This window comes from Alphaproteobacteria bacterium (assembly GCA_016699735.1).
In the GTDB taxonomy this organism is placed as follows: Bacteria; Pseudomonadota; Alphaproteobacteria; order Micavibrionales; family Micavibrionaceae; genus JAGNKE01.
The window spans coordinates 173,306-199,662 of sequence record CP065008.1; the positions used below are offsets into that span (position 1 = coordinate 173,306).

Consider the following 26,357-nt stretch of genomic DNA (forward strand, 5'->3'; position numbering starts at 1 on the left):
ATTCTATTTCCTGCATTCCTTGACATCACTGTTCCACTGTCCCTCCTCAGACAACGGCATAATTTGGCGATTTACGCGCGACGTTCCAGGTTCTGCCATCTGCATGACAAGAGGCCCTCCAGTGAAAACCACCGTCGTCGACTTCGCATTCCCGAGCGTAATCTGGCAGCCTTGATATCGGTTCGCCACCATTTCGAAGCCGCCGTTGAACACACTGTCATCTGGTTCGGCATTCGAAGGCATACCGTCTTCAAACTCTACTTTTGTAAACGTTCGGCTCATAAATGGCTTAGATATGTTCGTCGTAGTTGCGAACCCCTCAGCTAGGACAGCCGTATGGTCCCTTTTTCCGTCAATACATTCGGATGTGAGATAAAAGGCAATAAAGAAATACCTGGTTGTTTTGAAAAACCAGTTAAATGGTTGGGTGCCCAATGAGGGCAACGAAGAAATGTCTCCTGGCGCGATCCCCCGACCAGTCCATTTGCGCAATCCTCTCGGATCAACATAAGTGAGCGGATTGAGAGAGGCGTAGGCGAAGACATTAAGATCAACACTAATTCCCAAGGGATCACCAGAAATATAGCGCCCCGTGGCGGGGTTGTAGTAGCGATTCCAGTTGTAAAGCAGCGCGCTTTCAGCATCGAAGTATTGGCCGGGGAAGCGCAGGTTGACGCTGACGCTGCCCGTTGGTGCCTCCTTGCCGAACGCGCCAGAATCCCATATCCAGACCGTTGATCCTGCCGCATTGGTGCCATAGCGCGGCGTGGCCAAATGATCCGTGTGCAGATAAGTAACGGTTTCCGTCCCGCCCGATTTCGTCACCTGCGCCAACGGTTCGCCGTTCAGCCAGATGTATTCTCGGATCAGGACGCCGGAATTGTCATACTCTCCATACAGCAACCCGCCCAGACCATACACGTAATGGGTGGTCGTGCCCCCGGCCACTTTCTTGGTGCGGGGGAATCAGAAAAAGAGATGAACGATATCCAAGAACCTTGGAATAACATTGGCAGATTCGGGAGCCGGAACGCAAGAAAGAACCGCTCAAGACCAAGCGGTCATTCGGCAAGTTCCGCAAGGCGCTGGAAACCAAGCGTAGGGGCAAGCTTGGCGATGCGCTCGAACGGTTGCGCGAAGTCTTCCTCGAACTGCATGAATATCGGCTTCATGAGGCGTGGTGCGCACTGGACAGCCGAACGAGGATGGACAGGCAGGTCCAGAATTGAGAGAGCCTGAAAACCTGTTCACTCCCGGTTTAGCTCCAACATGGGGGTCGTGCAGGCGCACAGCTCCGCACCCTCTTCGACACCTACCGCGCCGAATTGCAGAAGGAGCACGAACGAGAGTTGTGCCCGCTCGTGTGGATCAAAAAGACTATAGACGAACGACTCCGCAAGGACAGCGCAAGAAAGAAGCACTCAACAGACTGTGGCGGATTGGTATATAGCCCTATATCCTATTCTTCAAAAAACCCAGTTCCATTTGGAACGCAATCGGCGGATATAGTAACCTGCTCCATAAATATTAGATTTGGAAATTTTAGGTTGCTAATAATATTTGCAACACATATTTTCTCAGAATTGTTTATTTGACCATATAGAATCACATTTCCGACATTTCCTTTTTTGCTAATGCTTATTTCTTCAAAATAGTATGGAAAATCTTCAAAATGAGTATTTTCATTAAAACATTCGTTTAACATTTTCTTGGAAGACGAAAATAAGCTAGTACAGGAGTCCATTATTTTTATCATTTCATTGTTTTTTTGGATCCTCTTTAAACGTAATTCATTGATTTTCGATTTTTGATCTTCAGGGAGACGATTATACAAACTCTCCCAAAATATATACAATATTTTACTACTCATTCCATCTGGTTCAAATATACCATTAGCGTACATATAAATAAAAAGAAAATAGTCGTGACTATTGTAGATGTAATTATTTCTGATTTGAAGGCCATAGGAGAGATGCAAGCCAGATAATCCTTCTAATGGTAATACTAGAAGCGACCGTTTTTGTTGTTCGTCCAACTTTTGTTCAAGAGAAGATATATACCGAGAAAGAAAAAATGCTGCGAAACTTTCTTGTCGAAACGCATAAAAAAGCATCAAGAACAAGAGGGCAATAGTTAATGAAACTTTGCTCATGGCTTAATCTCGGGATGCACCTGGGTCGCATCTGAGGTGTCTTGCCCAGGCTTTAAAATTTTAATGTATCCAGTTGGAGTACCTAAATATAGAGGCTTTTTAAAACCATCTACCCATTCCCAGTCTTCCCAAGAATAACCCTCACCATCGTCACTGAAGACATTATTTGGATGGGTATGCCAACCAGCTGAGAACGATCCCCCATCGACGTAAGAAGCATTTAAATTAGGTTCTAGGCTGTGTATGTTTGAAATCCATCCTGTTTTCAAAAATTTATAGTCGTACCCAAAGCAACCGCTCTTGAAATATATTATACCTGCCAACTCATGGAGGCTTACTCTACCGTCTGTCCAAGCAAGCTTTATTGCATGAACCGCAGCACTACGTTGAGAGATAAACTTGTAACCGCTCCATCCAACAGCCTCTAATCCCCTAGGGTCTGTTAATAGCAATGGATTAGCTTCTGAGTATAAATAGGGGCTAACCTGACGAATAAAAAACTTAGGATCTCTGGAGATATAGCGCCCGGTGGCGGGGTTGTAGTATCGGTTCCAGTTGTAGAAGAGCGTGGTTTCGGAGTCGTAATACTGGCCGGGGAAGCGCAGGTTGACGGTCGCCGTTCCTGTCGCCGCTTCCTTCCCGAACGCTCCTGAATCCCAGGTCCACACTGTGCTGCCCGCCGCGTTCGTGCCATAGCGCGGCGTCATCAAATGATCCGCGTGCACATAGATGACTGTCTCCGTTCCGCCGGATTTTGTGATTTGCGCCAGCGGCCCTTCATGCAGCTCCGAACAGTGCTGTAGCCCAGTGAACATGAGCCCTCCTGCCTCAAAACATTACGCCCCTCGGAAAGGGGCGTAAAGAACAAGCATCCAAAAAATCACAGCGGACCGACCCTAAAAGTCGGGCGCATCCTCGGGCATGATGATCTTCTTGCGCGGCTTGGCTTCGCTGTCCGACTCCTCGACGACTTTTTCCTTCACACCCTCGGCAGGAGCGGCATCATCGGTCTCCTCGGCGGGTGCCCCCTCTTCAGAGACAGAAGCGGTTTCCATCGTCTCTGCTTTGTCTCCCATAACTTCCGCGCCGTCAGTATCTTCAGCGCCATTCTTGGCGGCCAGAGCCTTTTCAGCTTCCTCGGCTTCACGCGCCAACTCGAGCTGATATTCCTTGGACTCCTGTTTATACAACTCCTCACGGTTTCTGCGGAAAGCTTCAAGAGCCTCTATACGGGGAGCTTCAAAAGCCACGCGGCGCTTCTCGATAGTCTCTCTGTACGCTTTAGAGTGCTTGCGGTAATCAAGCTGTCTTGAATAAATATCGCAATAACCGCCTTCAGTTGTTTCCACCGAGCCCTGCTCTGCATCGCCGCACTTGGTGCAGGTGGGGCAGGAAGCCGGGGCAGCAGCCTCCTCCGTTTGCCCCTCCTCAGCATAAGCCGGAACAGGAGACAAAAGCACAAAAGAGAAGATAAAACAAAGGCGGATGAAAAGGGGCCGGGGCATAAAAACAACTCCAAATAAACCAAAAAGACGAACCATACTACACCATTTCCCCAATTTAATCAAAGCGTTCCACAACCAAAGGCCCAAAAGTTTGCGTCGTAGGCATCAATTCGATCCGGTTAACATTGAATTTCGGGGGCAAAGTCGCGCTCCAGACCACGGCTTCCGCCACATCCTCCGCATGAAGATTTTCCGTATTATCGTAGACTTTCCGGGCTTTTTCGGCATCACCCTTAAAGCGGACAACTGAAAATTGCGTCTCGATCATCCCCGGCTCGATATTGGTGACCCGGATATTCGTTCCCTTCAGGTCCGCCCGCAAGGACAGCGAAAACTGCTTCACGAACGCTTTCGTCGCGCAATAGACATTCCCCCCCGGATAGGGGTAGGTGCCCGCCGTCGAGCCGATATTGATGATATGCCCCCTCTTCCGTGCCGCCATGCCGGGAAGGATCAGGCGCGTCATCTGCACGAGGGCCGTGTTGTTGACGGCAATCATGGTCTCCCAGTCGGAAAGATCGCAGGTCGGCGCCGGATCGAGGCCCAAAGCCAGCCCGGCATTGTTGATCAGAAGGTCGATACCTCTGAAACCCTCAGGCAGAGTGTTAATAGCCGCCTCCATACCCTTTTTATCGGTCATGTCGAAGGCGCAGAGATGAACCGCAATCTTATGCTGGCCAAGAACCGCCTCTTTCAGGGATTCAAGCTTCTGGATATCCCGCCCGACCAGAACGAGTCTGCAGCCAAGCGCCGCAAACCTTTCGACAAAGGCCCGCCCGAAATCGCCGGTTGCTCCGGTAATCAGAACAGTGGAAGGGAGATAACTGTGGCGCTGCTCGTAACTCATGATCCCTGTAACTTGATGATCGTGACAATGAGAATCAAGGCGCAAAGCGACAGAATGGCCCCGAACACAGCGAGATTCTTTTTGAACTTTTTCTTATGCAGATCGCTATGTGGCATGAATCACCAACGCCAGAAAAAGGGCAAATAGATAAAAGACGGAATACCCGAACATCAGCCGCGCTTTCTTGAGATCGTCAGAACGAAAAACGCTCACCGCCGTCACGACAAAAAATCCGCTGAGAAGCACGGCCAAAGCCAGATAGATCGGCCCCTCCATGCCCAGAAAATAGGGAAGCAGGGTTAAAGGAAAGAGAACCAGCGTATAAAGAACCATCTGGATTTTTGTAGCCTTAAGCCCATGAACGGCGGCCATCATCGGGATTTTGGCCCGCTTGTAATCCTCGTTGGCATAAAGCGAAAGCGCCCAGAAATGCGGCGGCGTCCAGAAAAAGATAATCAGGAACAAGATGATCGGCTCAAGAGTGATATCCCCGGTCACAGCCGCCCAGCCAATGATCGGCGGAAACGCGCCCGCCGCGCCGCCGATGACGATATTCTGCGGCGTCCGGCGCTTCAGCCACATCGTATAAACGAAAACATAAAAGAGATTGGCAAACGCCAGCAGCCCCGCAGCCACCCAGTTCAGCGCCAGCCCCATCAGCATCACGGAGAAAAGACTGAGCGTGATGCCGAAGGCCAGCGCCTCTGCCTCATCCACCCGTCCCATCGGAATCGGGCGTCCGCGGGTGCGGTTCATGACCGCGTCGATATCGCGGTCGAACCACATATTGATCGCCCCTGCCGCCCCGGCATTAATAGCCAGACAGAGCATGGCGATTAACGCCAGAATGGGGTTCATGCTTTCAAGTCCCGGTGCCAGCCACAGCCCCCCGAACCCGGTAAAAACCACAAGGCTCATGACCCGCGGCTTAAGCAACGCGATGAAATCCCCGACGCGGGATTCGTCAACAACCGGAAAGGGGCTGGAAAGGACATTGCTCATGCCCCTTATTTACCACGGAAAAACAAAAGGTCACGAATTTTTCTCTGCTTTCCGTTCTGAAATGACTATAATACGAGCGCGAAAAAACGAGGATAATGAAATGAGCAACATCACGCAACATAAAGCGAGAACCCAACAAATCATAGAAGAGATGGGAAACGAGGAAATTTCCTATGAGTCGGCCAGCGTTCAACTCGAAGAAGCCAACAGCGAACTACTGGCCCAGCACGTTGTCGATACACCTGACGAGGTTATTGATCAGGTCTACGAAGCGTTTGCCGAACTTCAGGTACGGGCGGCGGAACTGGGCAATGTGACGCCTGTCGAAGGCATTCGACTGATCGGTGAACGCGCCAAAGATCTGTTTGAGAATTACCGCGGCTGGGAAGCTGTTGAGAAAGCCGTCAGGCCGCACCAAGACAAGCTGGAAAAACTGATCGAGGAAACCGAAGGCCCGGAACAAAACCTCGCTTAAAAAATCGGAATTATTTCACGCTCGGCTGGATATCGAACTGGTGGAAAGGCGGCGGTGAAGACACCGACCACTCCAGCGTAAAGCACTGCGGCTGGACGTTCCAGTAATTCGCGCTGGCTTTCTTTCCCGCCGTCAACGTGTACACCACGACAAGGATAAACCACAGCGTGGAAGCCCCGGACATATAGGCGCCGTAAGAGGAAATCGCGTTCCAGTCCGCCCACACCGCATATTCGGCATCGGCGGAATAATCGATGATCCGGCGCGGCATACCGTTCAGCCCGAGGAAATGCTGCGGGAAAAAGGTTACATTGACGCCAATAAACGTCGTCCAGAAATGAATCTGCCCCATCCATTCGGGGTACTGCCGCCCGGAAATCTTTCCGATCCAGTAATAAAACCCGGCAAAAAGCGCAAACACCGCGCCCAGTGACAGAACGTAGTGGAAATGGGCGACGACATAATAGGTATCGTGTAAGGCTGTATCCATGCCGGAATTGGCCAGAACCACGCCCGTCACACCCCCGACCGTGAACAGGAAGATAAACCCGATGGCCCACAGCATCGGCGTCTTGAACTCGATCGATCCGCCCCACATCGTAGCGATCCACGAGAAAATCTTGATCCCCGTCGGCACGGCGATAATCAGAGTCGCGGCGGTAAAGTAAGCCTCGGTATCCACGCTCATGCCCGCCGTATACATATGGTGAGCCCACACGATAAACCCGACAAACCCGATGGAGACCATCGCATACGCCATCCCCAGATATCCGAAGATTGGCTTTTTGGAGAAGGTGGACACGATATGGCTGACGATCCCGAACGCGGGCAGGATCATGATATAGACTTCGGGATGCCCGAAGAACCAGAACAGATGCTGGTAAAGAATCGGATCGCCGCCGCCATCGGGAACGAAAAACTTCGTGCCGAAATTCCGGTCGGTGAGCAGCATGGTAATGGCACCGCCGAGGACGGGAACCGCCAGAACCAGCAGAAAGGACGTGACCAGCATACCCCAGACAAACAACGGCATCTTGTGCAGCGTCATGCCCGGCGCGCGCATATTGAAGATCGTTGTAATGAAATTCGCCGCACCCAGAATAGAACTGGCACCGGCAAGGTGTAGAGAAAAGATCGCCATATCGACCGCCATATTCTGATGGCCGCTGGAGCTAAGCGGCGGATAAACGGTCCAGCCCGTCCCCGCCCCGCCGCCGACCACAGCCGACCCGACCAGAAGGATCAGCGAAGGCACAAGAAGCCAGAAAGAGATATTATTAAGCCTTGGAAACGCCATGTCCGGCGCCCCGATCATCAGCGGCACAAACCAGTTGCCGAACCCGCCGATCAGCCCCGGCATAACAACGAAAAACACCATGATCAGACCGTGCGCGGTGATAATGACGTTCCACATATGCCCGTCGGGATTGCCCGCTGCATCGACCAAAAACTGGACCCCCGGCTCCTGCAGCTCTAGGCGCATAACCATGGAGAACAGGCCACCAATCAGTCCGGCCAGAATCGAGAAAATAATATAAAGCGTCCCGATATCCTTGTGGTTCGTTGAACAAAACCAGCGGACGAAAAAACCGGGCTTATGATCGTGGTCGTGGTCAGCCATTATTCGCTGCTCCCATCAGGTTGTTCGAGAGTCGGTTGTTCGGCGGGTTGATCGGATACGGGCTGTTCAGGAACAGGAGAAGACATAATCGGCTCCGAAACAACGCCTTTATGGGCAGGATTATGATTGGCCTGAATCCACTCCTGCGCCTTGTCGGCATCCACCTTGGCCAGTGCGGCCCATTCCTCGAACACGGGTTTTTCAACTGCCCAGACCTCAATCGGCATATAGGAATGATCCTTGCCGCAAAGCTCCGAACACTGTCCATAATAAACACCAGGCTTGTTGATCCTAAACCACGTGTGGTTCAAACGACCCGGAACGGCATCGGTCTTGATCCCGAACGCCGGCATGGCCCACGCGTGGATAACGTCATTGACCGCCGCAGTCACCAGAACCTGAATCGTGACACCGACAGGCAGAACGACTTTGTTATCCGTAGACAACAGGCGCTTCTGCCCCTTCGCGGCATCCACCTTGTCGGAGGGGATCATGTAGGAGGTAAAGGCGATATCGCCCTGATCGGGATACTCATACCCCCAGTACCACTGGAACCCGGTGACTTTCAGGGTCATCTCGGGATTTTCGATCCGCTCATTCTTGTATAACAACTGGAAGGAGGGAACGGCGATGATAATCAGGATCACCACCGGAATGATCGTCCAGACGATCTCCAGCATAACATTGTGCGTCGTCTTGGACGGAACCGGATTAGCCTTGGAATTAAAGCGAAAAATGACAACCACAAGCAACATCAGAACAAAAACCACGATGCCGGTGATGATATAAAGCAGCAAATTATGAAAATCATGGATCCGCTGAGCCGAGTCAGTGGCCGCAGGCTGCAGATCAATCGCCATCCCCTGAGCCCACGAAACGCCCGCACCGCCGAGCGCGAACACAAGGCAAAAAATGGCAAACGCCGTAAATAATCTGCGAATAACTGAATGTCTTAAGAGGACCATATCCCTAAACGGACCTTTCCGGTTTCTACGCGGGGGGCAAGTAACAAACAAATACGTCCATATCGTTTGAATTTCAAGACCCTAAGCATTGTAAAAAAATGTTTTTCAGGAGTTTCTATAAAAGCTGCATACGCGCATAGGACAGGCAAAGCAGCGCCGCCGTCTCCGCCCGCAGGATCGTGTCTCCAAGGCCGACAGCCTGAACCTTGGCAGAATTCTTCAAAAACTCGCCCTCTTCGGAATCGAACCCGCCCTCCGGCCCGATCAGAAAAGCACAGTCCTTTGATACAGGAGCGGAAGAAAGAACCGGAGCCTCCATACGCTCCACGCACGCCAGAATTTTCGGTCCGTCCCATGCTTTCAGCATATTTTGCAAATTGTCCATGGGATGCAGGACCGGAAGATCAAGCCGTTCGCACTGTTCCGCTGCCTCGATCATCTGGGCAGTCACTCGCTCGGCCTTTAAATGCCTGTTCTCTGTCCGCCCCGTAAGAATCGGATAAAAATCCGTTGCCCCTAGCTCAACCGCCTTCTCGATCAGAAAATCCATCCGCTGCTTCTTGATCGGCGCAAACAAAAGCCGAATCCGCGCTCCATCTTGAGTTTGCGGCTTGAGGATTTCCTGCAAAGTGATAATCCCTCGCTTTTTATCCAGACTTTTGAGGTCAGCCCGCCATTCTCCATCGCGCCCGTTGAACACGCGCAAACCCTGCCCCGCCTCTAGCCGCAGCACATTGCGAAGGTAATGCACATGATCGTCGGACAGCGCGATCTCACGGCCCGCTGAAAACTCTTCGTTGAGATAAAGCCGCACAAGCTTGTATAAAGGTTGGGTCATGACCGATACACTCAACACCAACACCCACACCGATATCAAGAGGCTTCCATGGATTGAGGAGCGCCTTCCCGAAAAACTGCGCCCCTTCGCCTATCTCGCAAGACTGGACCGCCCCATCGGCATCTGGCTCCTCCTGCTCCCCGGCTGGTGGGGAATCGTTCTGGGGTCGGGCGGACTCTTCGGTATGAGCCTTTATTCATGGCTTTTGATGGGACTGTTCGGAATCGGCGCCATCCTGATGCGTGCCGCCGGCTGTATCATCAACGACCTCTGGGACCGCGATCTGGACAAGCAGGTCGAGCGCACCAAAAACCGCCCCCTCGCTGCGGGAACGGTCAGCAGGTCGCAGGCTCTGGTCTTACTGGCCGGACTATTAACCCTAAGTTTGGGGATTCTTTTGACCATGAATCGCCTGACCATCGTCCTTGGTGTCCTGACAATCCCCCTGATCGTGTCTTATCCACTCATGAAACGGGTAACGTGGTGGCCTCAGGCCTTTCTGGGAATAACCTTCAACTTCGGGGCTCTGATGGGATATACAGCCATCACAGGCACCTTGAGCTTTTCCTGCGTTTTCCTCTATTTAGCAGGAATATGCTGGACGCTGGGTTACGACACGATTTACGCCCATCAGGACAAGGAGGACGACGCGCTGGCCGGAATGAAATCCACGGCCTTGCTGTTTGGCGAGAACAGCCCCAAATGGGTAAAAAGATTCTATGAACTGACCGCCCTGTTTCTGGTGCTGGCCGTCTTGATCAGCAGCGGCAGTCTCTGGACCAGCCTGTTGATTCTCGCCGCCTGCTCGCATCTGCTCTGGCAAATCACGGAATGGAAATCCGAAGAACCGGCCTCCAGCCTGCACATCTTCCGCTCGAACAGGGATTTCGGGCTGCTGATCCTTCTGGCTCTGCTTTTTGGCGCTTAACAAAACGCCGAAAACCCTTAGGGTAGAGACTCACAGCTTTTATAAAGTCTGCGAAAACACGGGCTTTCGAGAACCGCATCGCAGAATACATCGACGTATTTGAGAAGCGGAAGCGAAGAAAGACCGTGTTTGCAGGTCTTTAGAAAAGCTGTGGGTTTTGACCCTACCCCCCGAAAAGCTGCCGCAGCCGCTGCTCCGCAACCGCCAGCATGGTCAGATCGACCGTTCCCGCCCGCCGCAATTCAGCGAACAACGGCTCGAACTGCTTGAGCAGATGCCCGTGATCCTTGAGCCATACCTCCAGCATACTGTCCTTGCGTGGGCTTTTCCCGGCCTTGCCGTTGAGGTCACGCAACACACGCACAGTTAACCCGGCCTGACAGCTATAGAGGCTTTCTAGTAACCCGGCCGAAGCCTCGCTCTGCCAGTGGTTGTCGTGGGGTAAAAAGCGCGCCTGCTGCCGCAGCCAGTCGAGATGGAACGCTTCTCCGACCTCGAAATAGGTCCGGGTCGTGTTCATCATGTTCGTGTTCTGCTCCAGACTGATACGGATGATATCGCACGCCGAGGACAAAACGGGCATCAGGGCGATCTGCCGCGCCAGACTCTGCGGCAATCCGTCCCGCACACCGATATCGATTCGAGCCTGAATCGAGTTTTTGAGATCGTCGGTCAAAAGCCCATCGATATTCTTACGCAGACTTTCGATGCTCTCACCGAAAATCTGGGTATCCTTCTCCAGATGCAGGTCGCGCCCGAGCCGGGTTAGAAACCAGGTGATCGTATGCTCGGCCATCTGCGCGATATCGCGCATGGCCTTGAGTTGGACTTCCGCCGGAACCTTCCCGTCGAGCGACTCGATATCATCCCACAAAGGACGCAGCTTGAACGCATCGCGCGTCACGATATACGCCTCGACGACCTGATCCACCCGCGCCCCGGTCTTGTTCATCCGGGACTTGGTGAAGGTCGGCCCCATCCGGTTGACGAGCGAATTGGCGATCGTCATACCGATAATCTCCCGCTTCAAGAGATGCCGCTTGATCTCGGGGCGAAACTTCTCACCCAGAACGTCCGGGAAATACTCGACCAGCCAGTTTTCCATCTTGGAATTGTCCGGAATGTTCGAAGCCAGCAACTCGCTGGTCAGAGCGATCTTGGAATAAGAAATCAGGATACACAGCTCCGGCCGTGTCAGCCCCTTGCCGGCCCGCAGACGGGCTTCGATGGTTTCCTTGTCCGGCAACCCTTCGTTCTTGCGGTTCAAACCGCGCTCACGCTCCAGATCCTCGATAAAATCCTCATGTAGCTGGAGGTTCTCCCGCGCCTGCAATTCGGCAAGACTCACCGCCTGCGCCTGCTGGTAATTATGCCGCAGGACGTGAGAGGCCACTTCCTCCGTCATCTTCTTGAGCAGGACGTTACGGGCCTTGATATCCATATTGTGCTTCTTGCTGCCCATCACATCGGTCAGCAAAATCTTGATATTCACCTCGTGGTCAGAGGAGTCGACGCCGCCGGAATTATCGACGAAGTCGGTATTCAGGCGCACACCCTTCTCGGAAAGCTCGATCCGCCCGAGTTGCGTCAGCGCAAGATTCGCGCCCTCACCGATCACCCGCGCCCGTATTTCCGAGGCATTCACACGCAGCGCGTCATTGGCCTTGTCGCCGACATCAATATGCGTTTCCTTGGTCGCCTTGACATACGTGCCAATCCCGCCGAACCAGATCAGATCCGTCCGCGCCTTCAGGATCGCCCGGATCAGTTCCGCAGGCGTCGCCTTATCCTTAGGAAGATCAAAGCGCTTCTGAATTTCCGGCGTCAGGCTCAAAACCTTCTCGCTGCGGTTGAAAATCCGCCCGCCTTTGGACAACAGCTTCGTGTTGTAGTGATCCCAGCCCTTCACCTCATCGAACAGCCTTTTGCGCTCCTTGAAGCTGGAAACCGGATCGGGATCGGGATCGCAGAAGATATGGACATGGTTAAACGCCGCCACAAGCCGCATCTGTTCGGACAGAAGCATCCCGTTCCCGAACACATCCCCCGCCATATCCCCGATGCCCGTCGCATCGAACGCCTTTTTCTGGATATCATGGTTGAACAGGCGGAAATGCGCCTTGACGGATTCCCAACCCCCGCGGGCCGTGATCGCCATTTTCTTGTGGTCGTATCCCGCAGAACCGCCGGACGCGAACGCATCGCCCATCCAGAATCCGTATTCCTGCGAAATCCCGTTGGCGGTATCGGAGAAGGTCGCCGTTCCCTTGTCGGCCGCAACTACGAGATACGGGTCATCCCCGTCCCGCCTCACCACATCCTTGGGCGGAATAATCGCCGCGCCGGAGAGATTATCTGTAATATCAAGCAAACCGCGGATGAAGGTCTTGTAACACTCCACCCCTTCCTTGATATATTCTTCGCGGCTCTTGGTCGGAGTCTTGACGACGAAACCGCCCTTCGCGCCCATCGGCACGATGACCGCGTTCTTGACCATCTGCGCCTTCATGAGACCCAGAACCTCGGTGCGGAAATCCTCATGCCGGTCGGACCAGCGTAAGCCTCCGCGCGCGATCTTGTCCCCGCGCAGGTGAATGGCTTCCACACGCGGTGAATAAACGAATATCTCCATGAACGGCTTGGGATCAGGCAGATCGGGAACCAACGCGCTCTTGAGTTTAAGGGAGAGATAAGGTTTGCGCCCCTCTTCCGTCCCGCGCTGGTAATAATTCGTCCGCATGGTCGCCTCGACCAATGCCGAAACCTGCCGCAGAATCCGGTCCTGATCGCTGGATGTGACCTTTTCAAGCTCCGCCTCGATCTTCGCAGAACACGCCTCAGCCAGAGTTTTCGATTTCGAGCCGTTGGCCGGATCATGATAAGCCTTGAAAAGATCAATCAACAGACGGCTGATCGACGCATTGTCCGTCAAGGCCTTCTGGATATAGGTGCGGCTGAAGGGCGAGCGCACCTGCTGCATATAATGAACATAGGACCGCAGGATCGTAATCTCCCGCCAGTTCGCCCCCACGCGCAGGACAAGACGGTTCAGACCGTCGCTCTCCATCTCGTTGTACCAGATTTTGGTAAAGGCCTTTTCGAACTGCTCCTTGACATCCTTGACCGCGATCTTGTCCTTGAATTCCGGCGTCTCCAGAAGGAAATCGTGAATCCAGAGCGATTGCGCGCTGCCCGCAGGCGTAATCTCGAACGGCAGTTCGGCAATCACCCGCAATCCCATATTCTCAAGGATTGGCAGCACATCGGAAAGCGTGATCGGTGAACCGGGGTGATAGACCTTAAGCCGCAGCTTGTCCTGCTCCGTCTCGTTCGGGCGGTAAAGATCAAGCACAATCCGCCCCTGCGCCAGCGCCTGCTCGATCTTCTCGATATCGAACACCGCCTGCCGCGCCCGGTGGTTTTCGGTATAGGCGACCGGAAAAGCCTCGCGGTACTTGATGGTCAGATCCGTAACCTTGGTATCGTCCTGATACTCCTCGGCAACAGCAAAAGCCAGCTTTTCCTGCCACGTCTCCCCGCACTCGCGCAGCATCTTCTCAAGCTGCTTGGCGTTGAATTTCGGCGGGCTTTTCTGGCTGACGTTAATCACATACATCACCCGCGCAAAGACAGAATCGTCGAGAGTCGTATAGAAATTCGCGCACGTCCCGTTCATCTGCTCTTCGAGGATTTTCTCCATATCCAGACGCAGCTTGGTGCCGAAACGGTCCCGCGGCACATAGACAAGACAGGAAATATAGCGACCGAACGGATCGCGCCGCAGGAACAGAGAAATCCTCTGCCGTTCCTGAAGGCGGATGATGTTCATGCAGATTTTCAGCAATTCGTCATTCTCGATCTGGAACAACTCGTCCCGAGGATATTTCTCAAGAATATGCCTCAGGGCGCGCCGGTCATGGCTGCCCTCCATCAATTTCGAAAGCTGAACCACATCCTCGACTTTATCCCGAAGGTAAGGCACATCGCGCACGCTGCGTGAATAGGTCACGGACGTAAACAGGCCGAGAAACAACCGTTCGCCCTTCACCCCGCCTTTCTCGTCATAGGTCTTGACCGCAATCGCATCCATCGGGACGCGGCGGTGGACCGTGGAGACGCGGTTGGTCTTGGATATCGACACGGGCGGCAGGCTGCGCCGCAGCTCCTGCAGATTGCGCGGCAATCCCTCATCGCTCTCGCTGATATAGGCCGGCTCGACATCGTCATGCAAAAGCCCGAGGCTCGACCCCTTGACTGTCTTGCTCTTGACCCCGTCCTTGCCATCCACGAACAGATATTCGCGGTAGCCCAGAAACGTGAAGTTATTGTCCGCCAGATAATCCAGAAACGCGCAGCACTTCTGGATTTCGCTGGCCGAATGCGGCGTGGTGGAAACCGACAACTCCGTCGAGGTCTCCTTCATTTTCTGCAGCATGGAGAGCCACTGCTTGTTCGCCGCCGTAATATCAATGAGAACCTTGTGCAGCCCCTGCTCCAGCGCCTTCGATTCCGCCTTGGAGAGAACCTTGTTGATCTGCACATGGACGTGCGATTGCCGCCCCTCGCCCTTCTTGCCGCCTTCCTTGATCCCCGTAAAACCCTTCTTTTCGTCGAACACCGGCACCGCGCTGGGATGAATCAGAATGTTGATGAGGTAGTCATAGCGGTTGATCTCCGCCGCCGTGGAGTCCACCAGAAACGCCAGATCGTCGCACACGATATCCACGACCGTGCGGCGGTGCTCAAGCCCCGGCACCTCCGGGCAGTAAACCTTGATCTTTGTCTGCCCCGGTTTGCGCTCCCGCGCCATCGCCCAGTGGCTCTCCGCCATCTCGGCCAGAATCTGCGGCTCGAAGAACCCCAGATCGTCCGCGTCGATATCATGAAATAAAACCTCAAGCAGCTGCCTGAGGCCTTCGGGGGAATTCGCGGGCAGGAGCGCGAGAGCGTCCTTGAGTAAATTCGCCGGAGTTTTAATCGGCCCGACAGTTTTAGACTCGGTTTTGGATTCAGCTTTAGGAGACTTGGCGGCGGCTTTTTTGGACATGATCACTCCGGAGCACCCGATAGGTTTTTTCTGGCCGCATCATAGTGTTATCCCCCACCAAGGTCCAGCCCTTTTCAAGGGTTTTTCCCCTGCGGTGCAGCATGAGTCCTTCCCGAAGGTTTATATGGTGCGCCGCATAAGCCCTTCTACCCTCAAGATAGGGTACTAAACTGATATAATTGATCTATTTCCCCTGGGCTATTGAAAATACGACTAGTGTGTCGTGACTAAAATGATCCTGCCATTTGGTGACGATGACAGCCAATCGATCTGACGTAGGAGCCCATGTTAACTCTTGTATTTGCCCGTCTATTTCCCATTGTTTTTGTAATCTGCCTGTCAGCAAATCTTTTATATAAACCGTTGAGCCGCTGATATGCGCCGTGTGAAGACCGTTTGGACTTGCAGCACCGGGGTCGGATGCATACTCAGGAGTTGGATAAGACTGCGACCCAGAAGATGGCGCAGCTTTTTGCCAACCTTGATCGAAGACTAGCAGGCTATCCGCTGTCACCGGCACAAACCGAAATGTGCCCATTTCCTCAAGAGTTCTTGTACCCCATGAGTGGACGACAGCCTCAGGATAATCTGCATCCAACAAATCGCAGAGATACTCGTTTGACAGAAAAGTGCCCTCTTTAGCAGGAATACATCGGATAACAAGCAGTCGATCGGACTGAAAACCTTTTGAATTGACTAGATTTAAAAGACCGTGAGTCTTTGTCGGAGGCACGAGAGTTTCAGTTAGTCCCGACTCAATAGAGACTCTCCCCAAGCCCACGTTTCCGCCATACGCACCATTTACCGCGCCGCCAATCGAATAAACGACTTGTTTTCCATCGTGAGAAAAGATTGGCTCAGTTAAATAACCGTCACTTGGCTTTGCCAAAGTAATATACGACTTAGAAGCTCGATCATAGATCCTGATGTCATTACCTTTGAGGGTAGATGCAAGCACTCGGTAGCGAGAAATCGGTGAAACCTGAGAGGAGTAGGCAATCTTGTTTCCATCGGGAGAAAAAACAGGTTCCCAACCCCAATCAATCGTCTCGACTTGCTGATTGGGTGACAAGATTACCACCTGCGGATCGGCATATCGCTCGTCTGCGTCAATTCGGGCTTGTTGGAGTTTTATCTCATCGTCTGAAATTGCTTCAGCCTCGTGACCGTCATAGGTGTGACGTTTACGAACGACAACAACACTAGAGCCATCAGGTGAGAGTTGTGGGTTATACAACTCCATTCCGCTCTCATACCAAGACCATTCGGGGGCATCAGGCGAAGGCGAATCTTGCCCTGGGGCAAATCCTGCAAAGAACAGCGTGGCCAGTATTCCGACGATACAAAAATAGTTTTTCAATCTATCACACATGGTTGACTCTATCTTTGTGCAGATAAACAAATCAAGCTGCATAGTAAAAGATCAAGAACCGCAAAACCTGTAGACGCAAAGAACCAAAAAAGCCACGCACTCAATGATCCAAGCGCCTCGCCGTTCAGCCACGATTCCCCCATTTCCCCATGTTCAAACCGGCTTGCGCTGTTTATCATGCCCCCATAATGCCATAAGCCTCAAACCGAAAGAAACAAAATGACCGCCTACGACTTCGACCTCTTCATCATCGGCAGCGGCTCCGGCGGCGGCCGCGCCGGACCGCGAGCGGGAAGCCACGCCCGAAGTGTTTCGCGGCAAGCTCAAAAAAGCCGATCTTGGCATCACCGCGCCCGAGGCGCACTCACCGCAACCGCGTCGGCCCGGACACGGCAAAGGCTTGAATAAAACCGGGGGGCATGAACCCGATGCGTAACCGCTACTTTCAGAATATCTGTCCGCTATTTTTGTGTTTTTTTCAAATTTCCTTCATAGCTGTATCGATGCTACTTTTCAGAAGGAGATAGAAGCTTGGCAGGTCATGGAAATAAAACCAGTATATTTGGCCAAACTCATCAATAACTACTCGTACCGCCCCCCCCAATACATTTATATCTATATTGCTAAAATCAGTTAATTTCATTTGGATTCTTTGCTCATAGGTGGGCTGAGGCAACGGGTATCCTTTAAACGAGAATTGCTCGGGAGTTCCGTCTAACAACTGCAAAGGAACTACTACCCTTTCTAACTGCTCGGCTACTAAATCTTCTCCCTGCTTTTTAAGACCCTCCAGCAAGGAAGAAAATATTCTCTGATCAACGCCCGATAGTTTTATGCTTGGAGTGCATTCTGAGCGATTCTCTTTTTGTGACATGACTATTCCTAAGGCGATCCGGGTTTGTAAGGAAATTCTATCGGAATGCCAGCAGCATTTACGGCAACAAAATGAGGGCACTCATGATTCAGGCCGCCTTTTAGACCCATTAGATCGCTTGATATAAATCTGCCAATACCCGGGTTGTAGGTGCGATTCCAGTTGTAGAAGAGCGTGGTCTCGGAATCGTAGTACTGGCCGGGAAACCGGAGATTGACGGTCGCGCTCCCTGTCGGCGCTTCTTTGCCGAAAGCACCCGAATCCCATGTCCAGACTGTACTTCCCGCCGCATTCGTTCCATAGCGCGGCGTGGCCAGATGATCCGTGTGCAGAAAGGTGACGGTCTCTGTACCGCCCGACTTGTCGATTTGCGCCAGCGGCGCGCCGTTCAGCCACACATACTCGCGGATCAGGACGCCCGCATTGTCGTATTCGCCGTAAAGCTTGCCGCCCCCCATTTCCCCATGTTCAAACCGGCTTGCGCTGTTTATCATGCCCCCATAATGCCATAAGCCATAAACCGAAAGAAACAAAATGACCGCCTACGATTTCGACCTTTTCATCATCGGCAGCGGCTCCGGCGGCGGCCGCGCCGGACGCGTGGCGGCGGAGTACGGGAAAAAGGTCGCCTACGCCGAAAACCGCCATATCGGCGGCACCTGCGTCAATCTCGGCTGCGTGCCGAAAAAAATCATGACCTACGCCGCCTCTTACGCTTCACACATCACGGATTCCGCCGGATACGGCTGGAGCATCGGCCCCTCCGCCCATGACTGGAAAAAATATATCAAAGCGCAGCAGGGCGAAGTCGAATTCCTGAATACCATGATCAGCAAGGGCATCGAAACCGACGGCCAGCCCGTTTTTAACGCCACCGCCAAAATCACCGGCCCGCACAGCGTGGAGGTCGGCGGAAAAACAATCACCGCCGAACGCATCCTGATCGCGACAGGCGCGAAGCCCCATATCCCCGACCTTCCGGGCGCGAAGGAATACGGCATCACCTCGGATGAGGTCTTCTCCCTGCCCGACCGCCCGCAGCGCCTCGTGGTATACGGCGCGGGCTACATCGCGCTGGAGTTCGCGGGCATCTTCAACCAGCTCGGCTCAGAGGTGCATCTCGTCTTCCGCCGCGAGCAGATTTTGAACCCCGACTTCGACGGCGACGTCCGCGCCTTCCTGCAAAAGGAAATGGGCAAGAAGGGCGTCACGCTTCACCCGCAAACCACCGTGACGAAAGTTGAAAAAACCCCATCCGGTTTAAAAATCAGCCTCTCGGATGCAAACACAATAGAGGCCGACGCCATCCTGTTTGCCACAGGCCGCACGCCGAATATCGAACCGCTGGGTCTAAAAGAAATCGGCGTCGAACTGACGAAAGACGGCGCGGTCAAAGTGGGTAAGGACGACCGGACAAACATCCCCTCCATCTACGCCATCGGCGACGTCACGGGCCGCATCGCCCTCACCCCCGTCGCGATTGCGGAGGGCCACGCGCTGGCCGACAGATTATACGGCGGAAAACAGCGCTATATCTCCTATGAAAATATCCCCTCCGCGATATTCTCAAATCCAACCGTCGGGCAGGTCGGACTCTCTGAGGAACGGGCGCAGAAAAAATTCCCCGGAAAAATCGACATCTACCGCGATGATTTCCTGAGCATGAAGAACGCACTGGCGCAGCGCGACGAACGCACGCTGGTCAAGCTCATCGTCCACCGCGAAACGGATAAGGTTCTGGGCCTCCACATGGTCGGACAGGACGCGCCGGAAATCACGCAGGGCTTCGCCGTCGCCCTGATCGCGGGCGCCACCAAGGCCGATTTCGACCGCACCGTCGCCATCCACCCCACGGCGGCGGAGGAGCTGGTTCTTCTGAAAAAAAGCCAAGATAAAACAGCAGTAAAAACAAATTGATTTCCGCAGAAATTATCCATTAAATACTGAAATTCAAGGATTTTCAGAAGTGACCGGACCATGACAAACCATGCGACCTCTTCATCCAACGAAGCAAAAGCCAAGGAAATATATGTGCTGGCTGTCGATTGCATCAAAAAACAGGATTTTGCTGGTGCCGAAAAGTATCTGACGGAATCCATGAGCATATTCCCCACCGCAGACGCAGCGCACAATCTGGGCACGCTGCGTTATATGCAAGGCAACATTAGCAAGGCAGTTGAGCTTTTTCATACTGCCATTCAGCTGAACCCGCACTACGATGCCGCTTACGCCAATCTGATGCGGATCATGCATCAGAAAGGCGACATGGCAAAAGCCATGGAATACAGCGCCCTCGCCATAACCGCAGCCCCTGAAAAAAAAGACCATAAAAAGGAATTCCTCAAAATATTGGCTCTGACGAAATTTGAACTCAGCAGCCCCGACATCAAGCATCTGATTACACTCTGCTTCGAAGACGGTAGCCTGAATTACGATTATATCGGAAGAGCATGGTTTAGCCTCATGGTGACAGATCATGAGTTGGCACCTTTTTACAGCCTGAAAAAAAACGAAGATTTTTCTTCTTTCGAAAGACAATTTCGCAAGAATACGGACAGAGAATTCCTTTTATCGCGCTATCTCACTCTCGGACTGGAGAACGTAATTGTTGGCGACCTGAGCTTTGAGAGACTTCTCACCCACATGAGGCATCTGCTTCTCAAAGACTACATACAAGACAATCAGAGTCTATTCGGAATCCAGTTTTTGCCTTTTCTTGCGGCACTTTCTGTTTACTGCTTCTATACGGAATATCTTTTCGATGTCAGCGATGAAGAAAATGAACTTCTGGAAAAACTAAAAAATGAAGTAGCGCTTCAAGAGGACATTTCCGGAAATCCCTACCCTCTTTGCCTTCTCGCCTGTTACGAAAACATCTGGAAACACAAAGCATCCGCTGATTATCTAAAACAGCTGAAAGACTCTAAGGAACTACAAACTTTTGTATCATATCATTTGGCAGGCCCCCTGGAGGAACAAGAGATCAAGAAAGCGATCGTAAGCATCACCGAGGTAGAAACCGAGACCTCCAGGGAAGTACAGGAACAGTATGAAGAACTCCCTTATCCGCGCTGGCGTCACACTCCCGAAGCCTTGAGTCGCGAAGATACCGCACTGCTTCAAAAATACCTTCCCAAGGGAAAGACAAAACTTCTGATCGCTGGAACGGGAACGGGGCAGGAAGCCTCCTTTTATACCCAGGTACTCCCGGAGAGCGAGATTCTGGCGGTTGATCTGAGCAAATCAAGCCTCGCTTATGGCATACGCAAAACCGAGGAAATCGGCATCAAAAATATCACCTTCCGTCAGGCGGATATTCTGGGTCTGGGAAAAGTTCTGGCCCCCGATTCCTTTGACCTGATCGTCAGTTCAGGGGTTCTGCACCACATGAAAGTACCGGAAGACGGTTTGGCCGTGGTCACAAGCCTTCTGAAGCCGGACGGTGTCATGCATCTAGCCCTCTACAGCAAGCACGCCAGAAGGGCAATTATCAAGGCCCGCGAGATCATTGCAAAAAACGGAATCGGCGGCGACCACGAAAGCATGAAAGAGTTTCGCAGAAACGCCCTGAACTGGCTGCCGGAAGAGGATGTTGAATCACTCGTAAGGTTCCGGGATTATTATTTCCTGTCGGAATACAAGGATCTTATCTTCCATGTGATGGAACATTGCTACGATATTCCCCAAATTTCAGAAATGCTTAGAAAAAACAATTTGGAATTCCTTGGGTTTAGAGACATAAATAACCTGCACCAGAACTACTCCAAAGCCTTCCCCGACGACCCGCAGCGGACAAACCTGGACAACTGGAACAAATTTGAGATCGCCAACCCGGATATTTTCCGCAGGATGTACCAGTTCTGGGTCAGGAAAAAGCCTTAGAAAAAGCGTTTAGTCTTCACTCTGCTTGGTCCGCACCCTCCGCCGATGCCCTTTCGGTTGGATGACGGTATGATCGAGCAAAGGCCCGCCCGGCCGCACAGGACGCTCCGCAAACTTGCCAAGGCAGATCATCCGGTCATAGATCACCAGCGCCGCCGCCACCCCGACATTGACACAGAATTTCATCGGGATTTTGACAACATGATCGCATCGCGCCGTCAGCTTCGGCGATAGACTGCCCATCTCCGGCCCCAGAACATACGCCGCCCGCAACGGATGGCGAAAACTGGGAAGCTCAACGGCATCCTCCGTCAACTCCACCCCGACCAGAACGCAATCCTTGGGCAGTTTCAGCTCTTCGGGTTTTTTATATTGGTAATAGGGCAGATGATCGAACGCCCCCGACGTATCGGAGACTTTCAGCTCATGAATATCGATCGACGGCCTGATCGAGAAAAAGAAACTGCCCCCGAAGGCATGGGTCGTCCGTACGATGGTTCCCGCGTTTTGTTCCTTGCTGATCCCCTCGACCCCGACGCCGAAATACCCGCGCAGCCCGCTCATGCTGCCACCGCCTGTTCATCGAAGGCAAATGCCGCAGCCTGATCGATATGAATCTGCGTGGTATCGAAGACCGGACACGAAACATCCGGCGGCCCGATCAGCATGGTAATCTCTGTACAACCCAGTATCACGCCCTGTGCGCCCTGCCCTAAGAGATCATCTATAATGTTCTGATAAACAACGAGGGATTCATCCCGCACGATTCCCCGGCACAATTCATCGTAAATGATGGCATGGACCTGCGCCCGCCCCGCCGCATCGGGAACAAGGGGCTCTATACCGTGCAAACTCAAGCGCTTCTTATAAAAATCCTGTTCCATCGTGTAAGCCGTGCCGAGCAGCGCGATGCGTTTCAGCCCGCTGGCCTTGATCCGCTCGGCAGTCGCATCCGCAAGATGGAGAAACGGGATGTTCAGCGCCGCGAGAACATCATCCGCAAAGCGGTGCATCGTATTGGTCGCCAGCAGAACGAAATCCGCCCCGGCCCGCTCCAGAGATTGCGCCGCCTTTACGATCATCTTCCCCTGTGTCTCCCAGTCGCCGCGCGCCTTGAGTTCGACAAATTCCCCGAAATCGAGGGAATTGAGCAAAATTCGCGCATTGTGATGCCCGCCCAGCCGCGCCTGCACCGCCGCATTCAGCCCCTTGTAATACACGATAGTCGATTCCGGGCTTAAGCCCCCGACGATCCCAATGGTTTTCACGCGCCAGTATCTCCTAAAAAAATATGCAGGAAGTTTATCCGCGAAGTAAAACGAAGGAAAGCTTTAAGAGACAAACCGCTCCAGCCGATCCAGCGCATCCAGAAGCTTTGTCTCCGAACAGGCGAAGGCCAGCCGGATGAATCCGCGCCCGCAATCCCCGAAGGAACACCCCGGCGCCAGAGACAACCCCGCCTCGTCGATCAAACGCGTACAGAAGGCGATGCAGTCTTCCTCGCCCGCAGCCTTGAAAAACGCATAAAAGCTCGACTCCGGCCGCACAATCGAGATTTTCGGCATCTGCGCGAAACGGTCCATCAGCAGATCGAGATTCGACCGCCACAACGTCATCTGCTCGGTCAGGAACCCTTCGCCCTGCCGCAGCGCCGCCAGTGCGCCATATTGGGTAAAGCTCGGCGGCCCCATATTGTTGTAAACCGCCAGATCGCAGATTTTCATCTCGGCAGAAGACGGCCCGACAATCCAGCCCAGCCGCCAGCCCGTCATCGCCCAGGTCTTTGAAAAACTGTTAATCACCAGCAGCAGATCGTCCGGCTCCGAAACATCAAGGAAGCTCGGCGCCCGCACCTGCCCGTAGACAGTCCGTGTGTAAACCTCATCGGCCACCACCCAGATCCCGCGTTCGCGGGCAAAATCCATGACCGCTTTCATTTCCGCCGTCGTCATGACCCAGCCCGTCGGATTGGACGGCGTAACGATCATGATCGCTTTGGTGGCAGGCGTACAGGCCGCAAACAAGCGGTTCAAATCAAGCAGCCAGCCTTTGCCGTCAACGTAGTTCATGCCGACCTGTTTGATTTTGGCTTCGGCGATTTCCATCGCACTCATCAGGTTTTTCCAGATCGGCGTCAGCGCCACGACCTCATCGCCGCTGTTGATAATGGCTGCCAACGACAGATGCACGGCCGTCGTGCCGGAACTGGTGACAAAAAAACGGTTCTGAGGAATATCAAGCCCATAGATATTCTTATAATAGGTGGAAAGCTCCGCCCGCAGCTCAGGATGGCCGAGGATCGGGGCATAAAACGTCTTGTTCTCCTCCTTCAGAGCCTTCATCGCCGCATCGCAGATGAAGGAGGGAGTCGGCAAACTCCCCTCGCCTTGCGCGAGCGAGACGACCTCCGGCTTCGTCCGCGCATAGCGCAGAAGATCGGTGCCGGGATTAGGCGTTAAATTCTCGATGGTCGTGTTATAGGGTGTCATGCGCGAACTCAAAGGCAGTTTCACGATTTCTTTTACAGGGCTCTGTGGCATTTCAATAGTTCCAAAATTCTGGTTTTTGAAGTTTTGACCTGAAAAAAGGCGCAAAACCTCTGTTTTTTCTGTTCCGGTGCTCGGGGGGTGTTCTAAACGCGCTCTTGCGCTATGGGCGAATATCGTGCGGCTAGGCCGCCGCTGCTGCAACCGCTGCTGCTGCGAAAGCCGTTGCGGCCCCGCGATTCAGATCAACTCTTTCGACAGCGAAAATATTCATAATAGTAGAGAAACACGATTTAAGCGCGTCCTGCAAGTGCTTTTTTCGCCTAACTCTTCAATTCCTCAAGATTTTTATAGAGATCGAGACTTTCCGGGTTGGCCAGCGCCTCCACGTTCTTGATTTTCCGCCCGTGGATGACATCCCTAACGGCCAGCTCAGTGATTTTTCCGCTTTTGGTCCGCGGAATATCGGAAACCGCGATAATTTTCGCCGGAACATGGCGCGGCGAAGCCCCGTTGCGGATCTTCGTCTTGATCTCCTTGATCAAATTCTCATCCAGCGCCCAGCCTTTCTTGAGAATCACGAACAGGATGACCCGCACATCGTCCTCCCAGTCCTGCCCGACGGCGATAGATTCCCGCACAGCCTCCACCTGCTCCACCTGCCGATAAATCTCGGCGGTCCCGATGCGGACACCTCCGGGATTGAGGGTTGCATCGCTGCGCCCGTGAATGATCAGCCCGCCATGCGCGGTCTTCTCCACCCAGTCGCCGTGAACCCAGATATTGTCGAACCGTTCGAAGTAAGCCGCTTTGTATTTAACCCGCTCGGGATCGTTCCAGAAGGAAACGGGCATACACGGAAAAGGCTTCGTGCAGACCAACTCCCCCGCGCTGATTGTCGCCGGCTGCGCCTGCTCGTCGAACACATCCACCGCCATCCCCAACCCCGCCGCTTGAATCTCGCCCCGCCAGACCGGAGAGATCGGATTGCCCAGCATGAAGCACGAAACGATATCCGTCCCCCCGGAGATCGAGGCGAGATGCAGGTCGGACTTAATCGACGCATAGACATAATCAAAGCTCTCATGAACCAGGGGTGACCCGGTGGAGGTCAAAGTGCGGAGCGCCGAAAGGTCATGCGTCTTCCCCGGCGCCAGATGATGCGACTTCAGCGCATCAATATATTTCGCCGACGTCCCAAAAAGCGTACACCCATGCTTCGCGGTATAATCCCAAAGGACATTCCCGTCAGGATGGAACGGCGATCCGTCGAACAGCAGAAGCGTTGCCCCGGACGCCAACCCCGTCACCAGCCAGTTCCACATCATCCACCCGCAGGTGGTGAAATAAAACACTTTATCCCCCGGCTTGATATCGCAATGCAGACGATGTTCCTTGAGATGCTGCAGCAATGTCCCCCCATGCCCGTGGACAATACATTTCGGGATGCCTGTCGTCCCGGAGGAAAAGAGGATAAACAGCGGATGATTGAAAGGAACCCGCGTAAAGGCGATCTCCTTGGGCTGAAAATCGGCTACAAAATCACCGGAGCTGACAGAGTCCTGAAGATTCTCAGGCTTGAGAGCAGAACCCGCAAAGGGAATAACCACGGTCTTTTTCAAACCCTTCAGCGCGGGCTGAACATCCTTGACCTTGGGCAGGCAATCCATCACCTTCCCGTTATAATAATATCCGTCAACGGTAATCAGAATCTTCGGCTCAATCTGCCCGAAACGGTCAATCACCCCCTGTACGCCAAAATCCGGCGAGGCCGAAGACCAGATCGCCCCAAGAGAAACCGCCGCCAGAGCGGCGATAATCGTTTCAGGAATGTTAGGCAGATAAGCCGCGACACGATCACCTACGCCGACCCCTTCACGGATGAACGCCTGCTGCCAGAGGCTGACCTGATCGTAAAGCGTCGCATAGGTAAGTGAAGACTCTTCACCTTGTTCATTACGGAAAATAATCGCGGTGACGGAGTCCCTTTGCCGCAGGTTGTTTTCGGCATAATTGATTTTGCCTTCGGGAAAAAACTGCGCCCCGAGCATCTTTCCGCCATGGGAATCGAGGATTTTACCCCCCTTATCCCCCTGTACATCGCAAAAATCCCACAAAAAATCCCAAAATTGTTCGGAATGTTCGACCGACCAGCGCCAAAGCCCGTCATAATCCACAAATTTCACGCCCTTTTTCGCCCCCAGCGCCTGCATAAAGAGATAAAGCGTAGTAGATTCGATCTGCTCCTGGGAGGGTGCCCAAAGCGGCTTTTGCGAAACGTCGGCTGTTTTTTCTAGGCTGGTCTTCTGACTGTTCATGGTGCAAATATTAGCGTGTTTCCGGTAACGGGACATTAACAAAGG

At 53.2% G+C, this 26,357-nt stretch carries 22 protein-coding genes; 5 read left to right on the forward strand and 17 right to left on the reverse strand.

Annotation, left to right across the window (positions count from 1 at the left end; all coding sequences use genetic code 11):
- Nucleotides 1–3: 3 nt before the first annotated feature.
- The 6 genes from IPN28_00810 to IPN28_00835 all read right to left on the reverse strand — a co-directional run bounded on the left by IPN28_00810 (nucleotide 4) and on the right by IPN28_00835 (nucleotide 5,506).
- Nucleotides 4–948 (reverse strand): hypothetical protein, encoded by a 945-nt coding sequence (locus IPN28_00810; GenBank protein QQS57391.1) that lies wholly within the window; start codon nucleotides 946–948, stop codon nucleotides 4–6.
- A gap of 511 nt (nucleotides 949–1,459) precedes the next feature.
- Nucleotides 1,460–2,152: a hypothetical protein gene (locus IPN28_00815; protein ID QQS57392.1), complete on the reverse strand. Its 693-nt coding sequence runs from the start codon at nucleotides 2,150–2,152 to the stop codon at nucleotides 1,460–1,462.
- The gene (locus IPN28_00820; GenBank protein QQS57393.1) at nucleotides 2,149–2,967 is read right to left on the reverse strand and encodes an RHS repeat-associated core domain-containing protein; all 819 of its coding nucleotides are present in this window, start codon (nucleotides 2,965–2,967) and stop codon (nucleotides 2,149–2,151) included. Before IPN28_00820 ends, IPN28_00815 begins: the two co-directional genes overlap by 4 nt.
- A gap of 81 nt (nucleotides 2,968–3,048) precedes the next feature.
- Nucleotides 3,049–3,657, reverse strand: coding sequence for a hypothetical protein (locus IPN28_00825; protein QQS57394.1), 609 nt, complete (start codon nucleotides 3,655–3,657; stop codon nucleotides 3,049–3,051).
- A 55-nt stretch (nucleotides 3,658–3,712) separates the two neighbouring features.
- Entirely contained in the window at nucleotides 3,713–4,504 is a 792-nt protein-coding gene (locus IPN28_00830; GenBank protein QQS57395.1) for an SDR family NAD(P)-dependent oxidoreductase, read from the reverse strand.
- 105 nt (nucleotides 4,505–4,609) lie between these two features.
- Nucleotides 4,610–5,506, reverse strand: a complete 897-nt coding sequence (locus IPN28_00835; GenBank protein ID QQS57396.1) for a protoheme IX farnesyltransferase — start codon at nucleotides 5,504–5,506, stop codon at nucleotides 4,610–4,612.
- Between the two features lie 151 nt (nucleotides 5,507–5,657).
- On the opposite strand from IPN28_00835, the gene IPN28_00840 reads away from it, so the two are divergent.
- Nucleotides 5,658–5,981, forward strand: a complete 324-nt coding sequence (locus tag IPN28_00840; protein ID QQS57397.1) for a hypothetical protein — start codon at nucleotides 5,658–5,660, stop codon at nucleotides 5,979–5,981.
- Between the two features lie 10 nt (nucleotides 5,982–5,991).
- Here the strand turns inward: IPN28_00840 and ctaD are convergent, their stop codons facing one another.
- The 3 genes from ctaD to IPN28_00855 all read right to left on the reverse strand — a co-directional run bounded on the left by ctaD (nucleotide 5,992) and on the right by IPN28_00855 (nucleotide 9,405).
- On the reverse strand, nucleotides 5,992–7,602 hold the full coding sequence (gene ctaD, locus IPN28_00845; GenBank protein QQS57398.1) for a cytochrome c oxidase subunit I: 1,611 nt from the start codon (nucleotides 7,600–7,602) through the stop codon (nucleotides 5,992–5,994).
- The gene (gene coxB / locus IPN28_00850) at nucleotides 7,602–8,462 is read right to left on the reverse strand and encodes a cytochrome c oxidase subunit II (GenBank protein QQS57399.1); all 861 of its coding nucleotides are present in this window, start codon (nucleotides 8,460–8,462) and stop codon (nucleotides 7,602–7,604) included. The genes ctaD and coxB overlap by 1 nt, the downstream gene beginning before the upstream one ends.
- A gap of 220 nt (nucleotides 8,463–8,682) precedes the next feature.
- Nucleotides 8,683–9,405 carry a 16S rRNA (uracil(1498)-N(3))-methyltransferase gene (locus tag IPN28_00855; GenBank protein QQS57400.1) on the reverse strand — a complete coding sequence of 241 codons (723 nt, stop codon included), beginning with the start codon at nucleotides 9,403–9,405 and terminating at the stop codon, nucleotides 8,683–8,685.
- On the opposite strand from IPN28_00855, the gene IPN28_00860 reads away from it, so the two are divergent.
- On the forward strand, nucleotides 9,404–10,333 hold the full coding sequence (locus tag IPN28_00860; GenBank protein QQS57401.1) for a 4-hydroxybenzoate octaprenyltransferase: 930 nt from the start codon (nucleotides 9,404–9,406) through the stop codon (nucleotides 10,331–10,333). The genes IPN28_00855 and IPN28_00860 overlap by 2 nt on opposite strands.
- 163 nt (nucleotides 10,334–10,496) lie before the next feature.
- Here IPN28_00860 and IPN28_00865 read toward each other — a convergent pair whose 3' ends face one another.
- Both IPN28_00865 and IPN28_00870 read right to left on the reverse strand, forming a co-directional pair.
- Nucleotides 10,497–15,380, reverse strand: a complete 4,884-nt coding sequence (locus tag IPN28_00865) for an NAD-glutamate dehydrogenase (GenBank protein ID QQS57402.1) — start codon at nucleotides 15,378–15,380, stop codon at nucleotides 10,497–10,499.
- 184 nt (nucleotides 15,381–15,564) lie between these two features.
- On the reverse strand, nucleotides 15,565–16,794 hold the full coding sequence (locus IPN28_00870) for a PD40 domain-containing protein (protein QQS57403.1): 1,230 nt from the start codon (nucleotides 16,792–16,794) through the stop codon (nucleotides 15,565–15,567).
- Nucleotides 16,795–16,971: 177 nt separating this feature from the next.
- Between IPN28_00870 and IPN28_00875 the strand changes: the two genes are divergently transcribed.
- The gene (locus tag IPN28_00875; protein QQS57404.1) at nucleotides 16,972–17,160 is read left to right on the forward strand and encodes a hypothetical protein; all 189 of its coding nucleotides are present in this window, start codon (nucleotides 16,972–16,974) and stop codon (nucleotides 17,158–17,160) included.
- Between the two features lie 70 nt (nucleotides 17,161–17,230).
- Here IPN28_00875 and IPN28_00880 read toward each other — a convergent pair whose 3' ends face one another.
- Together IPN28_00880 and IPN28_00885 are read right to left on the reverse strand one after the other, a co-directional pair.
- On the reverse strand, nucleotides 17,231–17,626 hold the full coding sequence (locus IPN28_00880; protein QQS57405.1) for a hypothetical protein: 396 nt from the start codon (nucleotides 17,624–17,626) through the stop codon (nucleotides 17,231–17,233).
- Nucleotides 17,627–17,634: 8 nt separating this feature from the next.
- Entirely contained in the window at nucleotides 17,635–18,120 is a 486-nt protein-coding gene (locus IPN28_00885; GenBank protein ID QQS57406.1) for a hypothetical protein, read from the reverse strand.
- 40 nt (nucleotides 18,121–18,160) lie between these two features.
- Here IPN28_00885 and gorA point away from each other — a divergent pair, with 40 nt between their 5' ends.
- The gene (gene gorA / locus IPN28_00890; GenBank protein ID QQS57407.1) at nucleotides 18,161–19,543 is read left to right on the forward strand and encodes a glutathione-disulfide reductase; all 1,383 of its coding nucleotides are present in this window, start codon (nucleotides 18,161–18,163) and stop codon (nucleotides 19,541–19,543) included.
- Between the two features lie 60 nt (nucleotides 19,544–19,603).
- Entirely contained in the window at nucleotides 19,604–21,508 is a 1,905-nt protein-coding gene (locus IPN28_00895) for a methyltransferase domain-containing protein (protein QQS57408.1), read from the forward strand.
- A gap of 9 nt (nucleotides 21,509–21,517) precedes the next feature.
- Here IPN28_00895 and IPN28_00900 read toward each other — a convergent pair whose 3' ends face one another.
- The 4 genes from IPN28_00900 to IPN28_00915 form a co-directional block, all read right to left on the reverse strand.
- Nucleotides 21,518–22,063, reverse strand: coding sequence for a TrmH family RNA methyltransferase (locus IPN28_00900; GenBank protein ID QQS58504.1), 546 nt, complete (start codon nucleotides 22,061–22,063; stop codon nucleotides 21,518–21,520).
- A gap of 5 nt (nucleotides 22,064–22,068) precedes the next feature.
- Nucleotides 22,069–22,776 (reverse strand): aspartate/glutamate racemase family protein, encoded by a 708-nt coding sequence (locus IPN28_00905; protein QQS57409.1) that lies wholly within the window; start codon nucleotides 22,774–22,776, stop codon nucleotides 22,069–22,071.
- Nucleotides 22,777–22,839: 63 nt separating this feature from the next.
- Complete coding sequence (locus IPN28_00910; protein QQS57410.1) at nucleotides 22,840–24,048, reverse strand: pyridoxal phosphate-dependent aminotransferase; 1,209 nt, start codon at nucleotides 24,046–24,048, stop codon at nucleotides 22,840–22,842.
- A 269-nt stretch (nucleotides 24,049–24,317) separates the two neighbouring features.
- On the reverse strand, nucleotides 24,318–26,312 hold the full coding sequence (locus IPN28_00915) for an acetoacetate--CoA ligase (protein ID QQS57411.1): 1,995 nt from the start codon (nucleotides 26,310–26,312) through the stop codon (nucleotides 24,318–24,320).
- Between the last annotated feature and the right edge of the window lie 45 nt (nucleotides 26,313–26,357).

Excerpts from the sequence above, each read along its gene's own strand:
- IPN28_00815 (QQS57392.1), bottom strand. The coding sequence starts at position 2,152 with ATGAGCAAAGTTTCATTAACTATTGCCCTCTTGTTCTTGATGCTTTTT.
- IPN28_00820 (QQS57393.1), bottom strand. The coding sequence starts at position 2,967 with ATGTTCACTGGGCTACAGCACTGTTCGGAGCTGCATGAAGGGCCGCTG.
- IPN28_00825 (QQS57394.1), bottom strand. The coding sequence starts at position 3,657 with ATGCCCCGGCCCCTTTTCATCCGCCTTTGTTTTATCTTCTCTTTTGTG.
- IPN28_00830 (QQS57395.1), bottom strand. The coding sequence starts at position 4,504 with ATGAGTTACGAGCAGCGCCACAGTTATCTCCCTTCCACTGTTCTGATT.
- IPN28_00835 (QQS57396.1), bottom strand. The coding sequence starts at position 5,506 with ATGAGCAATGTCCTTTCCAGCCCCTTTCCGGTTGTTGACGAATCCCGC.
- IPN28_00840 (QQS57397.1), top strand. The coding sequence starts at position 5,658 with ATGGGAAACGAGGAAATTTCCTATGAGTCGGCCAGCGTTCAACTCGAA.
- ctaD (QQS57398.1), bottom strand. The coding sequence starts at position 7,602 with ATGGCTGACCACGACCACGATCATAAGCCCGGTTTTTTCGTCCGCTGG.
- coxB (QQS57399.1), bottom strand. The coding sequence starts at position 8,462 with ATGGCGATTGATCTGCAGCCTGCGGCCACTGACTCGGCTCAGCGGATC.
- IPN28_00860 (QQS57401.1), top strand. The coding sequence starts at position 9,404 with ATGACCGATACACTCAACACCAACACCCACACCGATATCAAGAGGCTT.
- IPN28_00855 (QQS57400.1), bottom strand. The coding sequence starts at position 9,405 with ATGACCCAACCTTTATACAAGCTTGTGCGGCTTTATCTCAACGAAGAG.
- IPN28_00865 (QQS57402.1), bottom strand. The coding sequence starts at position 15,380 with ATGTCCAAAAAAGCCGCCGCCAAGTCTCCTAAAGCTGAATCCAAAACC.
- IPN28_00870 (QQS57403.1), bottom strand. The coding sequence starts at position 16,794 with ATGCAGCTTGATTTGTTTATCTGCACAAAGATAGAGTCAACCATGTGT.
- IPN28_00875 (QQS57404.1), top strand. The coding sequence starts at position 16,972 with ATGACCGCCTACGACTTCGACCTCTTCATCATCGGCAGCGGCTCCGGC.
- IPN28_00880 (QQS57405.1), bottom strand. The coding sequence starts at position 17,626 with ATGTCACAAAAAGAGAATCGCTCAGAATGCACTCCAAGCATAAAACTA.
- IPN28_00885 (QQS57406.1), bottom strand. The coding sequence starts at position 18,120 with ATGATAAACAGCGCAAGCCGGTTTGAACATGGGGAAATGGGGGGCGGC.
- gorA (QQS57407.1), top strand. The coding sequence starts at position 18,161 with ATGACCGCCTACGATTTCGACCTTTTCATCATCGGCAGCGGCTCCGGC.
- IPN28_00895 (QQS57408.1), top strand. The coding sequence starts at position 19,604 with ATGACAAACCATGCGACCTCTTCATCCAACGAAGCAAAAGCCAAGGAA.
- IPN28_00910 (QQS57410.1), bottom strand. The coding sequence starts at position 24,048 with ATGCCACAGAGCCCTGTAAAAGAAATCGTGAAACTGCCTTTGAGTTCG.
- IPN28_00915 (QQS57411.1), bottom strand. The coding sequence starts at position 26,312 with ATGAACAGTCAGAAGACCAGCCTAGAAAAAACAGCCGACGTTTCGCAA.